This is a genomic window from Moorena sp. SIO3A2 (assembly GCF_010672265.1).
Classification (GTDB): Bacteria; Cyanobacteriota; Cyanobacteriia; order Cyanobacteriales; family Coleofasciculaceae; genus Moorena; species Moorena producens.
In genome coordinates this window covers 126,160-138,614 of the sequence record NZ_JAAHHC010000007.1, presented here as the reverse complement: position 1 = coordinate 138,614, position 12,455 = coordinate 126,160, and the positions used below count along the sequence as shown (strand labels likewise).

11 protein-coding genes are annotated in these 12,455 nt (G+C 45.2%); 4 read left to right on the top strand and 7 right to left on the bottom strand.

Annotated features, from left to right (window positions below):
- Positions 1–14: 14 nt before the first annotated feature.
- From F6K64_RS10045 to accA, 4 genes are all read right to left on the bottom strand, one after another.
- Complete coding sequence (locus F6K64_RS10045; protein ID WP_287249212.1) at positions 15–146, bottom strand: hypothetical protein; 132 nt, start codon at positions 144–146, stop codon at positions 15–17.
- A gap of 180 nt (positions 147–326) precedes the next feature.
- Positions 327–1,049, bottom strand: coding sequence for a GTP cyclohydrolase I FolE (folE, locus tag F6K64_RS10040; protein WP_008179451.1), 723 nt, complete (start codon positions 1,047–1,049; stop codon positions 327–329).
- Between the two features lie 121 nt (positions 1,050–1,170).
- The gene (locus F6K64_RS10035; RefSeq protein ID WP_008179450.1) at positions 1,171–1,899 is read right to left on the bottom strand and encodes an SDR family oxidoreductase; all 729 of its coding nucleotides are present in this window, start codon (positions 1,897–1,899) and stop codon (positions 1,171–1,173) included.
- A 633-nt stretch (positions 1,900–2,532) separates the two neighbouring features.
- Positions 2,533–3,507, bottom strand: coding sequence for an acetyl-CoA carboxylase carboxyl transferase subunit alpha (gene accA / locus F6K64_RS10030; RefSeq protein WP_008179444.1), 975 nt, complete (start codon positions 3,505–3,507; stop codon positions 2,533–2,535).
- Positions 3,508–4,022: 515 nt separating this feature from the next.
- Here accA and F6K64_RS10025 point away from each other — a divergent pair.
- Together F6K64_RS10025 and F6K64_RS10020 are read left to right on the top strand one after the other, a co-directional pair.
- Positions 4,023–4,883 carry a sensor histidine kinase gene (locus F6K64_RS10025; protein ID WP_287265364.1) on the top strand — a complete coding sequence of 287 codons (861 nt, stop codon included), beginning with the start codon at positions 4,023–4,025 and terminating at the stop codon, positions 4,881–4,883.
- Between the two features lie 105 nt (positions 4,884–4,988).
- The gene (locus F6K64_RS10020) at positions 4,989–5,351 is read left to right on the top strand and encodes a hypothetical protein (RefSeq protein ID WP_287265363.1); all 363 of its coding nucleotides are present in this window, start codon (positions 4,989–4,991) and stop codon (positions 5,349–5,351) included.
- A 129-nt stretch (positions 5,352–5,480) separates the two neighbouring features.
- Here the strand turns inward: F6K64_RS10020 and F6K64_RS10015 are convergent, their stop codons facing one another.
- Positions 5,481–6,812 carry a D-alanyl-D-alanine carboxypeptidase gene (locus F6K64_RS10015; protein WP_008182125.1) on the bottom strand — a complete coding sequence of 444 codons (1,332 nt, stop codon included), beginning with the start codon at positions 6,810–6,812 and terminating at the stop codon, positions 5,481–5,483.
- A 508-nt stretch (positions 6,813–7,320) separates the two neighbouring features.
- Here F6K64_RS10015 and plsX point away from each other — a divergent pair.
- Positions 7,321–8,370 carry a phosphate acyltransferase PlsX gene (plsX, locus tag F6K64_RS10010; protein ID WP_071986850.1) on the top strand — a complete coding sequence of 350 codons (1,050 nt, stop codon included), beginning with the start codon at positions 7,321–7,323 and terminating at the stop codon, positions 8,368–8,370.
- A 413-nt stretch (positions 8,371–8,783) separates the two neighbouring features.
- On the top strand, positions 8,784–9,782 hold the full coding sequence (locus tag F6K64_RS10005) for a beta-ketoacyl-ACP synthase III (RefSeq protein WP_008182122.1): 999 nt from the start codon (positions 8,784–8,786) through the stop codon (positions 9,780–9,782).
- Positions 9,783–9,886: 104 nt separating this feature from the next.
- Here the strand turns inward: F6K64_RS10005 and F6K64_RS10000 are convergent, their stop codons facing one another.
- Together F6K64_RS10000 and cbiQ are read right to left on the bottom strand one after the other, a co-directional pair.
- Positions 9,887–10,786: an energy-coupling factor ABC transporter ATP-binding protein gene (locus F6K64_RS10000; protein ID WP_008182120.1), complete on the bottom strand. Its 900-nt coding sequence runs from the start codon at positions 10,784–10,786 to the stop codon at positions 9,887–9,889.
- A gap of 196 nt (positions 10,787–10,982) precedes the next feature.
- Positions 10,983–11,900, bottom strand: a complete 918-nt coding sequence (gene cbiQ, locus F6K64_RS09995; protein ID WP_008182118.1) for a cobalt ECF transporter T component CbiQ — start codon at positions 11,898–11,900, stop codon at positions 10,983–10,985.
- Positions 11,901–12,455: the final 555 nt, after the last annotated feature.

The following is a 12,455-nucleotide window of genomic DNA, read 5'->3' as shown; positions in this document are numbered from 1 at the left end:
TCAGCTTATTTTATTCAAAAGCTGTTCGGTGTAGCGTGCGCTATGGGCATAAACTGTTCCGGTAGCGTGGCGAAAGGCCTTTCGCTGTTCGCGTAGCGTGCGCGTAGCGCATTAGCTGATACGCGACACGCGCTATAGCTTACCATCTGTCATCAGTAACTACAGTTACTAATGTATGTTGTTCACATTGGACTAATAGAACTCTGGTGAAAATCATGCCTCTACTCCTTGTCATGTCTGAGCTAAACGTTAATTTTCCCAGAGTTCTAATCACTAATGACTAATGACTTTTTGAGTAGGATTAGTTAACCGTTTAAGTCAAACCCCTAAAAGAAATTCGGCTGATGACGAATTAGGTTTAGAAATTCCTCACGAGTTTTTTGATCCTCTTGAAAAATCCCGACCATCGCACTGGTGGCGGTCCAAGACCCTGGTTTTTGCACACCGCGCATCACCATGCACATATGGGTAGCTTCCATAACCACAGCCACACCCTTGGGATCTAGGACAGCTTGAATGGCTTCGGCAATCTGGCGAGTCAGCCGTTCCTGGACTTGCAGTCGCCGTGCATACATCTCGACCACACGGGCTATTTTACTCAGTCCTACCACTTTTTGGTTAGGGATATAGGCGACGTGAGCCTTACCCATAAATGGCAACATGTGGTGTTCACAGAGGCTAAAGAAATTGATATCCCGGACGAGTACCATTTCATTGTGACCTTCGTCAAAAATTGCCCCGTTGACTATTGCCTCTAAAGACTGGTTGTAACCACCAGTCAAGAATCGCATTGCCTCGACTACCCGCTTAGGGGTTTTGAGCAGTCCCTCTCGTTGCGGGTCTTCACCAACACCCAATAATATAGTGCTTACAGCGTTGATCATCTCCTGGTTCAGTTCTTCCAAAGGAGGTTGTAAATTGGGCTGGTGACCATTCTGGGTATTGCGGTCAGGACGGGTCTCTAGCTGATTGTTCTCATTACCATTGATACTTTTAGCAGTTGAAACAGATTCAACACGCTTGAAACCATTGGAAGAAGCAATAGTCATGATTAATCTGATTAGATTGTAAACAAAAATGAACTTGATATTGCCAGACCATAGGGACAGGTTAAATTGACACAGCAATAACCTTTCAGTTAACCAAAAGTGTGCTATTATTACCTATACCCTAAAGAATCCCGGCACTGGGCATCAGAGTCAACGACTCGATCACAGCCTGTTGTGGTAGCTGGACGGTGTGCAAAATTGACTGGGCAACAATTTCTGGGGTCAACATCCCTGACCGATTTAATTGCACCTGAACTGTATCTGCATCCCATAAAGGGGTATTGACTGCACCTGGACAAATGCTTACTACCCGGATACCATGGCGGCTTTCCTCCGCTGCTAGAGTCTTGGACAGGGCAATCATACCTGCCTTACTAACGCTGTAAGCCCCCCATTCCGGCAAGGGTTGCTTAGCAGCAATTGATGCCACGTTAATGATCGTGCCTTGGTGCTGGGCACGCATAGCAGGCAGAACCCCCTGGATGCACTGAAACACACTGGTCAGATTAAGGTCAATTAAGCGCTGCCAATCTGATAGCGGTGTCTCACTGAGATATCTAGTGTAAGCCATTCCCGCATTATTGACGAGAATAGTGATCGGAGCAAAATCTGTTGTGATTTCTTCTATCCAAGATCTAACCTGCTCCAGCTCAGCTAAATCAAATGGATAAACCTTAGCTTCCACCCCAGCCGCCCTAGCAGCAGCAGCAACCATCTCTAAGTTCTTCCGGGAACGGCTGACTAAGGCTACATCGATTCCTGCCTTAGCAAAGGCTAAAGCTGTTTCCTTGCCAATACCACTACTCGCCCCAGTAATTATGGCGCGTCGCTCCACAGTCGTCGATGTCATCAAATTTTACAAGATTTTGTTACAAATGCTTCTCTACGGTCTGGATAAAACTCAGGATTGCTCCGAAGCAAATGCCCACATAAGGCAGGTATTTGGTTTAAATCTGCTAGCTTTAAATTCGCTAGGTCAGCTACCAGGTCACCAGAGGTTGACCCAGTCGAATTAAGCTTAGGTTTAGTGAGTTGGTTAGGCACCGAGATTATAGACACGCCCTTAGGGCAGTTAATCTCCAAAGGCACAGCTAGGTTTTCGGTGTGTCCGAAATTGTTTAGCAAACTGACTAACTACCTGAGAATATTGTGAACATTTGTTAATTGTATCATCATCGGCAAACTATTGAGCTAGCAAGTGGGCTGTCAATAATAAACTTTGACGATAGAAAAATCGGGATAGGGTAATTGGTAATTGGGCTACCAAGGTAAACATCGGAGAAAATGGCAAGCATGATTAGCTCAATGCCCCAGAGGATGAGCCCCTTGCTATATATAGCTATATCACTTGTCACGCCTTAAGTTGGTAGCTGTAATTGCTAACGAACCTAACTATACTTGAGATCATCAACAGTTGAGCAGCAACGCCTTGGCCACTTGGCAGATATACATCTGGCCCCTTTACCTGTTCACTCCTTCAAGACTAACTTTCTACAAAAATACCCATATTTCGGAACTTCTGATAGCGCAAATCCCGGCGCTGTTGAGCCGTTAATTGAGTTAGTTCTGCCAGGTTTTCCAAGAGGGCATCTTTGAGGATAGAGGCTGCTGCCAAGGGATCCCCATGAGCTCCCCCTATGGGTTCCGATAAAACTTTGTCAATAATCCCTAATTCTTTGAGGTCCCAAGCGGTAATCTTTAACGCTGCTGCTGCCTGCTGTCCTTGGCTAGCATCTTTCCAAAGGATGGCGGCACAAGCTTCTGGGCTAGCTACAGTGTAGACAGCGTTTTCAAACATCAAAACCCGATCACCAACACCAATTCCCAAAGCACCGCCGGAACCTCCTTCACCAATAACTGTACACATAATGGGGACATCCAGACGAAACATTTCTCGGAGGTTATAAGCGATCGCTTCTCCTTGTCCGAGTTCTTCCGCCTTCACACCAGCCCAAGCACCAGGGGTATCAATAAAGGTCAAAACCGGCATACCAAAGCGATTAGCGTGTTCCATCAGCCGCATCGCTTTACGGTAGCCCCCAGGGGAAGCCATCCCGAAGTTGCGAGCTACATTATCTTTAGTATCCCGACCTTTTTGATGTCCTAATATTACCACAGCACGACCCGCCAAAGAGCCAATCCCTCCTACTAGGGCTGGGTCATCATAACCACCGCGATCGCCATGCAACTCAAACCACTGATCAGTAATTGCCTGAATATAATCGAGGGTACTTGGACGCCTAGGGTGACGGGCTAGCTGTAGCCGTTGCCCTGGTGATAAACTATTGAAAATTTCCTGACGCAGTTGGATTGCTCTTGTCTCGAGTTGGCGGATTTGGTCAGAAACATCGACATTGTTTTCCTCTGCGAGTTCCCGAATTTGCTTAATTCGTTTTTCCAGCTCAACCAGTGGCTTTTCAAAGTCGAGACTAAAGGTTCTGTTTTTTGCTGGTGACATAGTTACTGGTAATTAGTCAATGGTCAGTGGGTTTCTGGGTCAGATTACAGGCCATAACTCAAGATTAGCTTACCATCAAAATGAGATGCGAATCCCACGCTTCTCTTATATCAAATCTCGTAGCATTAGAATTTTTGACAACTTGGATTTGCCTCAATTGACGCTCTCCCCATCCCACCATCTCTCCATCTCCCCATCACTGTTTACAATTGACGATGTAAACGGCAACGATATTATTAGTAGGCGTAGGGCTAATCTCGTGCAGCCTTGGCTTAATCCCCAAATCTAGACATACTGTCATTGCTATTGACCGGAAACTTTCCCAGATTGGTGAATTACTGGGGAAAATAGAGATCTGAACAAGAGGATGGGGAAGATTGGGATGTAATACCATTGAATATCCACATCATAAGAAGCTGACGGGGAATAAATACCCCGGCTCGTTTTTCCGCCCCGGTCTCTCATTTCTCTTCCCCGGTCGCCCATAGGCGGGGTTTCCACACTCCCTGGGATTTTTGATCAGGAAAATTCGTGACACTGCTATACCTTCCTTTTTTCAAGCACTTTCCAAGGAACGTCAGTCGGATTTCTTTACCTTACTAGAACGGTCTAGCCAACAAACGACTCCTTTATCTACTCGGGAACAACGTCAAATTAGAAAAGTCTTGACCGGCCAGATGACATCCCACTCGATTGAGAAAGCAGCAAAACTCGCCAATATTTTAGTGGGAATTGGGGTTTCGGATGACCTAGAGCCTTTGTTGCCCCTTCTCAAAGACCCAGAGGGAGAAAAAATTTTACAAACTGCCTATCAATTTGCTAATCTCCAAACCAGTACCCGTAACATTGTTACCGCTGCTGAACGAGCTGCTAAAGTGGTGTTTGCCCTGAAAACTTATGCCCATGATGATTCTAGTGGTAACAAAATAGAAGCAAATATTATTGAAGGGATTGAAACTATTTTAACTCTCTATTATAATCAACTAAAATACGGGGTCGAAGTGATTAGAAATTATGACTATTCCTTGCCTGCTATTCTTTGCTATTCCGACCAACTTAATCAAGTTTGGACGAACTTAATTCATAATGGCATTCAAGCTATGGATAGTAAGGGAAGCTTAACCATTGATGTTAGAAAGGAGGATGATCAGATAAAAGTCAGTTTCACTGATAGTGGTAAAGGAATTCCCCCGGAGGTTATACCAAAAATATTTCAGCCTTTTTTTACCACTAAACCCCCTGGAGAAGGGAGTGGTTTGGGGCTAGATATTGTTAAAAAGATTGTGGATAAACATCAGGGTCAGATTTTGGTGGAGTCTGTGCCAGGAAAGACGACTTTTACAGTAATGTTGCCGATCGAGCTACTCTCAGAGTAATATCCTAAATTCTATAGGGCATCCCTTTAACTATTAATCTATAATCCTGAAAAATTCCTTATAATTATATAGTTATCAATAAAGATTATCGCGTTTATCGCACTTATGAGGTACATTCAATTTTATTACCGCTACTCCCTACTCCCTACTCCCTACTCCCTACTCCCTACTCCCTACTCCCTACTCCCTACTCCCTACTCCCTACTCCCTACTCCCTCCTCCCTACTCCCTACTCCCTACTCCCTAAATTGCTATACCTTGTACCTCACCCAATTGATAACTGCTCTAGAAGTTAATACTTCAAACAACGGCCCAGCTGCAGACAGCACGGACGAGTCACGCTACGCGAACGGCTTTGTTTATCAGTACATATATTATAGCAATTTTATAATACCCTGTGCAAAATTCATCCCACACCTAATGCTACGCATTAGGTGTGGGATGAATTTTGCCGGACAGCTAAATTAATTTATTGCTGAGACTGGCTTTGGAGCCGTTGCTCAACCCTTGAACTTAACTGTTGAAGGTTGACCGTCAACGGTCAACCTTCAACCTTCAACCTTCAACAAAATTTCAAGCCGACTCAATATCTATTTGCTATTTTTTATTTTCAATCAGCAAGGTACTGCTGATTTTTTCAATACGCTTGGGATCACCAATGATCAATGGTTTATGGGTTTGATTGCTACTCTTTTGGGTAAGGGCACCCCACTCGACAGACAGGCGTTGCAGTAGCTGATCCTGTTTTGCCCGAAATTCTAGGATATCGTTGCCACCATTAATGATGGCAAACCACACTAAACCGCGATCGCGTGTTGGGAGAAAACCAGCTAGAGCACTAACTTCTCTGAGAGTTCCGGTTTTAATCACAGCCCCTGGGGGAATGTTACGGTCGAGCATGGTCCCCTTAGTATCCCGTCCAGCTAGGGGGAAGACATCCCTAAGATTAAGCTGGTAAGGCTGTAAAAAGCGCTCAATAGCCATGAGCATAGCACAAGCAGCACGGGGGGAAATTCGATTCTCCATACCTAAGCCAGAGCCATTAATCAACTGAATTTCGCTACCGGGTAAACCAGCTGACCTAGCCGCCAACCGAGCGGTTGTCTGAGCACCGCCAATGGCTTGAGACAACATCTGAGATACGTCGTTGTTACTGTAGATGTTCATCTCTCTAAGAATATCTACCAGGGGCAAAGACTTGTGGAGTAACAGATATTCTTGCTTGGGAATGGGAGTATCAGATACAACTACATTCCCAGCAATTTCTAATTGGGGTTTCTCGGTTCCTTTGGGCATGGCTTGATATTGGCGGAGAATCTGCCAAGACCAGCTGCTGGATTTTAAGGCTTGCAAGAGTTGTCCACCAGCAATTTCTGGGTTGTCCTTATCATTCATAGTGAAATGGCCAATGATGACTAAATTCCCAGTGACCCGGCGGATTCCCAGTTGATTTAGGCTATTACCCAATGCGATCGCTTCTTCCCACACAAAAAACGGGTCGCTACCACCAGTAATTACCAAATCTCCCTGCAATACCCCATCTTTAACTATTCCGGTGGCACTGACTCTAGTTTCAAATTGATGAGCTGGTCCCCATTGCTGTAATGCCGCTAGACTAGTGGCAATTTTCGTGATTGAAGCTGCGGGTATTGGAACATTTCCCCGGTGGGTCGCCAGTCTAGTCAGTCCCGATTGAATCCATACTCCTTGCTTAACTGCTGAACCTTGAACACGCCATTTTTCTATGAATTCAGCCACAATCGCTTCAGCAGACGGGTCTGGTTCAGCTGGCAAGCTAAACAAGGAGGTATCCCGCCAAGCCATCAGTTGAGCTTGATCAAGGTTGATCGGTTGCAGAATTCTCCAAAGTTTCACAGATATAACGACAAACGCACCGGCCAGCATCCCAGCAGCAAGTTGTTTTAGCATTCACTACACCACATTTGTTTCTTGAGGCTGCTCTATTTTAGATACTGAATGCTGCTACTGTTAAGTCCTAATCAATGATTCTCAGGAAGTTTCCGGTTTGTCGTAGGGTTTATCTGGTATAATTGTCTTAACAGCCACAGAAGCTTGAGATTTGGGAGTCTGCTGATCAAGACGACCTAAGCAATAATCGAGCTAAGAGCAATTGTTGTATCAAACAACAGTTAAGTTGTTCTGTAGTAAATGCATTGGCTGTAAGCAAAAGCGCTTTTGGGATTTTCCGGCAAAGCCAACACAGATACCTCCTCGTCAATTGTTAATTGACGTGCTATACACGGATTCCGGCTATGGGGCGGAATTACCGGGTTAAATGTATCTGAACAGTTCTGTTGAGAACATGTCACCATGCAAGTCTTTCGGGTCCCAAATCTCAAGTTAAACAGATCACATTGTTTACTATTCCAGGTAATGGTTCTGGTAAGATGTGGAAGGTTTCTATAAACTTTGAGCAATGGCATCGACTGGCGCACGAATCGCAATAGACGCTATGGGCGGGGATTATGCCCCCCATGAAATAGTTGCTGGAGCTATTAGAGCACAAGCTGAGTTAGGGGTAGAGGTATTGTTGGTAGGGGATCCTGAGCAAATCAGATCCTCTATTGCCCAACACCACGGATCAAGTCAGATAGAAATTGTAGCTGCTGATGGTGTCGTTGCCATGGGTGAAGAACCCTTGGTGAGCTTGAAGCGTAAGCCCAACGCTTCTATTAACGTAGCCATGGACTTAGTCAAGGAAGGACGTGCTGACGCTGTAGTCTGTGCTGGGCACTCTGGGGCAGCCATGGCAGCGGCTCTATTGCGCTTAGGGCGTCTGCCAGGGATTGACCGTCCCGCAATTGGCGCAGTGTTTCCTACCATCATGGCTGGCAAGCCAGTGATTATAATGGACGTGGGGGCAATTGTGGATTGTCGCCCTAAATATCTAGAGCAGTTTGCCATCATGGGGTCAGTATATAGCAAGTATGTCTTGGGCATGGAAGAGCCTAAGGTGGGTCTGCTAAACATTGGTGAGGAAGAGTGTAAAGGCAATGATTTGGCCATCCGCACTCATCAACTGCTACGAAAGAATTCCAGAATAAACTTTATTGGCAATGCTGAGGGTAGAGATGTACTCTCAGGTCAGTTTGATGTAATTGTGTGCGATGGCTTTGTGGGCAATATACTGCTCAAGTTTGCCGAAGCAGTAGGGGAGGTGATGCTGCAAATTATCCGAGAAGAACTGCCTCAAGGGATACAAGGTCAGCTAGGTACAGCGTTGTTAAAACCCAACTTGAAGCGGATTAAGCAGCGTATGGATCATGCCGAACATGGCGGTGCTCTACTCTTGGGGGTGGCAGGAATTTGTATTATTAGTCACGGTAGCTCCCAAGCCCCATCGATTTTTAACGCCATTCGGTTGGCTCAAGAAGCCATTGATCACCGAGTACTAGAGCGGATTAAAGCTAATCACTTCAAAAAGTCTAAGAAATCAGTGGCTACTAATTCCAGCAGTGAGGAGTAAGGCATGATCGACTGATCAGCATTTCAAGGCTACCATTAGCGCAACTGTTTTTTTGTTGACGGTTGACCGTTGGCGGTTGAAAGTTTATGGTTAACCGTTAACCTTAAGAGTGTCAAGCATGGGGACTAAACTTTGACTAGCTGATCAAGTCTCGTGTTAGAATTCCTTAGCGGAATTGCCCACCGTATTAGGGTGGCGATCGATAACGGTAATTACAAGAGGGTTCCGTGATAATGGCAGATTGTTAGCTTGAGCGTCCCACAAGCCTCACAACATAGTTGTTTAAGGCTTGTGTGCTATAGTTGAGTGTGGCATTGATGGCAAGATTGACCAATCACCAGTCTTTCCGCCTTCTCCCTAAGCAGCGAACTTGGGAAGAGAAAAACATGGGATGCAACTGATGGAGAATAGCCTTGAATCAACTAGGAACAGGCATTGCTATTACCGGAAGCGGTTCCGCAGCGTCAGAGGTTACCCTCGATAACCATCAACTAAGCCAAATGGTTGATACATCGGATGAGTGGATTACCACCCGTACCGGAATTCGGCAAAGGCATCTGGTGCATGCACAAGGGAGTCTAAGTGAGATGGCTACTGGGGCAGCAAGGAATGCGATCGCTATGGCTGGAATTGCTCCTGATGACCTAGATATGATTATCCTAGCCACCTCAACCCCGGATGATCTGTTTGGCAGTGCTAATCAAGTTCAGGCACTCCTGGGAGCATCAAAAGCAGTTGCCTTTGATATAACCGCAGCCTGCTCAGGGTTCGTCTTTGGACTGGCTACAGCGTCCCAATTTATCCGCACTGGCGTTTACCAAAATGTCTTACTAATTGGTGCCGATATTCTCTCAAGGTGGGTGGATTGGTCAGACCGAAGTACTTGTGTACTATTTGGAGATGGTGCTGGGGCTGTAGTTTTGCAGGGAAATCAATCCGATCGCTTACTGGGATTTGCACTGTGTAGTGATGGTACCCAAAATAGCTGTCTTCAGTTAGCCTATAAATCACAACAGCAGGAAATTGTCAAGGGTTTGACTGTTGGTAAAGGGACTTATCAGCCCATTACCATGAGTGGCAAAGAGGTTTATCGCTTTGCAGTGCAAAAGGTACCAGAAGTGATTGAAAAAGCATTATTCCGAGCCGATCTCAGCACTGAACAGGTGGATTGGCTGGTCTTGCATCAAGCTAATCAGCGGATTCTGGATGCAGTTGCCCAACGTCTGAAGATTCCTAAGCACAAGGTTCTAAGTAATCTCGCTCAATATGGTAATACGTCAGCGGCTTCTATACCTATAGTGTTGGATGAAGCAGTGCGGCTTGAGAAAATTAAATCAGGAGATATTATAGCTACCTCCGGCTTTGGTGCAGGATTGACTTGGGGAGCAGCGGTTTTTAAGTGGGGAAGGTAATTGAATTACTCCAGCACCATCCTGCTGACCAAGTTAATCATTCTTGACGGTTAACAATCAACAGTCAACCGCCAACGACTAACTTTTCACTGATTACTGATAACTTAAACTATAGAGTGAGGCTTTTCCAAACCATGAGCCTCCATCAGCTCCTGATTAGCCATCACCTGTTGAGGAGGACCGTCAGCAATAATTTGCCCTTCGTCAAGTAGCAAAACGCGATCGCATACTTCTAAAATCAGTTCTAGGTCATGGGAGGAAATCAGTATTGTCTCCTGGGACCCTTTCAAAAAGCTAATCAAGCGACGCCGGGAACGAAGGTCAAGATTCGCACTGGGTTCATCGTAAAGCACTAGGGATGGACCCATGGCTAAAACCCCTGCGATCGCTACCATACACTTCTGACCCCCAGACAGGTTGTGGGGAACTCGAGCCGCTAAGTGTTCCACACCCGTCAGGGATAGGGCTTCTTGAACTCGCTGTTCAACCTCAACCGTTGGTAACCCCATATTCTCTGGTCCAAAGGCTACGTCATCCCAGACCGAAGGGGAAAATAACTGGTCATCGGGATTCTGAAACACCAGACCAATTTCTGGGCGAAACTCACCCGCTACCACAGGTTTGCCAAATAACAGCATCACTCTTGCCCTAGTTGGTTTTAAAATGCCACAGATGGTCAGAAATAGGGTAGTTTTACCAGCACCATTCGGACCAATTAAACCCACCCGTTCTCCTGGCTTAATGGTGAGATTGATATTGCGTAAACTATCCGGTTGGTCTGGGTAAGAAAAATACAGACTATCAATGGCAAGGGCGTAGTGTAAGGAAGTAGGTGACTGATAGGGTTCAATGTAATCTTCTCGGTAAAAAAATTCTTGTTGTTGCTGGGTCACGGTAAAAGTCTGAAGGATGAAGTCTGTTCGCGTAGCGTGGCCGAAAGGCCAAGAATGAAGTCGTTTCGCCTGATAGCGTTCGGTGTAGGCTAGGATAAATTCAGCAGCCATATTAATTACGGCTAATCACTTATAGTCGGGGTGAGGGAATTGTGTTAAGTGTTAATTTAATTATTAATTTTATTTAATTTAAATTAACAAAACCCCAACCCAAACCCTAAACTTATAAGTCGTTAACCGGAATCAATATTACCTTGATTTGATTACCATTAATTAGTTATCATTGATGAGTCTTAATTCGCTTCGGTCATGCTTCTGTTAACAGAATTTCGGCGATCACAAATCCTACTGAAATCAAGCTAGTCAGTCCCAAAGCAATGTAGTGGTGGAAACTAGCAGTGTTTGTACTAGACCCCATACGCTTTCCCCTAGGAAGGGGTAATGAAAAGCTCTGTGTTCTAGTCTCTCTTGTCACACCAGAACTTTCAGAAACCATAAATTGAGAGGTGTTACTATACCCTCGTAAAATCATCGCTTTATAGACTTGCTGGGATTGCTGGTAACTGCGCACCAAAAGTGTTCCGGTTAGGGAAGCTAAAAGTCTCAGGTTACGGTAAGTACGGGCGAAGGATTCCAGTAGCGAAGCAACTGGGTGACCTCCAAATTCCTGCCATGAAAGCTTTGGTCCTTTGGCACGAAAACCTCGCAGCTGCATTGCCCGCTTCATTTTAGCTAGGTCGTTACTAAATTGCTCAATATAGCGGTAAGACAACAGAGTCATATCCGCTAGCAGTGATGGCAGACCAAGCGATCGCATAGCTTTGATGTTGGTCAAAAAGGGTGCGGTGCCAAATAAAATCACACTAATGGTGAGAATACATAGGAAACGGGTGGCAATCAGCACTAGGGTTAGCAGTCCTTCCTGTCGCAGAGCGATTGGACCAAGGTGGATGATCACGGTAGTGCCTACTGTGAAGGGGAGTAGCAGTGTAATCCCTAACAGAAAAAATCCCGGATAGCGCAACCGATTCAACAGAAAGGACAGTGGCAGGCGAGAGACTCGATAAAAAATTAGGGTCAGAGCCACCATCGGTGGTAGCACTATCAAATGCTGTACAAAGGAAAACGCGAAAATTAGGGTTAATAGGGCAATTAGCTTAGCACGAGGTTCCCAACTGTGGATGGGGGAGTCCAAGTGAGCGTAGGCATCAAGTCCATGTTTCATTTAGTCATTTATGATTGTTATTGGTGATTGCTAATTGGGTCTAATCAACATAGGAGCCATAGATTCTATCGCTCCACTTCACCCTTGATACTTCATACTTGATACTTCATACTTGATACTTCACCCTTCATCCTTCATATTTTCTCCATGACCTATGACTCAGTTAGGATCAATCCCTAAGCTAATCAGAATTTAAATTCACTCATACAGTGTATTGGGGGAAAAACGTCAATACCTCTTCCCATGCCCCCATGCCCCCATATTCCCATCAGCTCAGATCGGCACATGAGATTCGCCCAAATTAGATTAGTCCACAAGTGATCACGAGGATATGAGCAAGCACTATATCATCAAAGTGCTGTGCTTTTGTCTTAAACACGTTTAGCCTTTCTTTTTTAACTATACACAAATAAATATGAAATCAAAATCTATCCCTTTTGCCTCTAGCATGCATGCATGCATGCCTTGTCAACACCCACGGTTTATGAGACTTATGCAAGAGGTGTAATAATTAAATTATATATAGTGTAATTAGAGCCTCCAATATTCAGTTAG

Excerpts from the sequence above, each read along its gene's own strand:
- F6K64_RS10045 (WP_287249212.1), bottom strand. The coding sequence starts at position 146 with ATGGTAAGCTATAGCGCGTGTCGCGTATCAGCTAATGCGCTACGCGCA.
- folE (WP_008179451.1), bottom strand. The coding sequence starts at position 1,049 with ATGACTATTGCTTCTTCCAATGGTTTCAAGCGTGTTGAATCTGTTTCA.
- F6K64_RS10035 (WP_008179450.1), bottom strand. The coding sequence starts at position 1,899 with ATGACATCGACGACTGTGGAGCGACGCGCCATAATTACTGGGGCGAGT.
- accA (WP_008179444.1), bottom strand. The coding sequence starts at position 3,507 with ATGTCACCAGCAAAAAACAGAACCTTTAGTCTCGACTTTGAAAAGCCA.
- F6K64_RS10020 (WP_287265363.1), top strand. The coding sequence starts at position 4,989 with ATGAGGTACATTCAATTTTATTACCGCTACTCCCTACTCCCTACTCCC.
- F6K64_RS10015 (WP_008182125.1), bottom strand. The coding sequence starts at position 6,812 with ATGCTAAAACAACTTGCTGCTGGGATGCTGGCCGGTGCGTTTGTCGTT.
- plsX (WP_071986850.1), top strand. The coding sequence starts at position 7,321 with ATGGCATCGACTGGCGCACGAATCGCAATAGACGCTATGGGCGGGGAT.
- F6K64_RS10000 (WP_008182120.1), bottom strand. The coding sequence starts at position 10,786 with ATGGCTGCTGAATTTATCCTAGCCTACACCGAACGCTATCAGGCGAAA.
- cbiQ (WP_008182118.1), bottom strand. The coding sequence starts at position 11,900 with ATGAAACATGGACTTGATGCCTACGCTCACTTGGACTCCCCCATCCAC.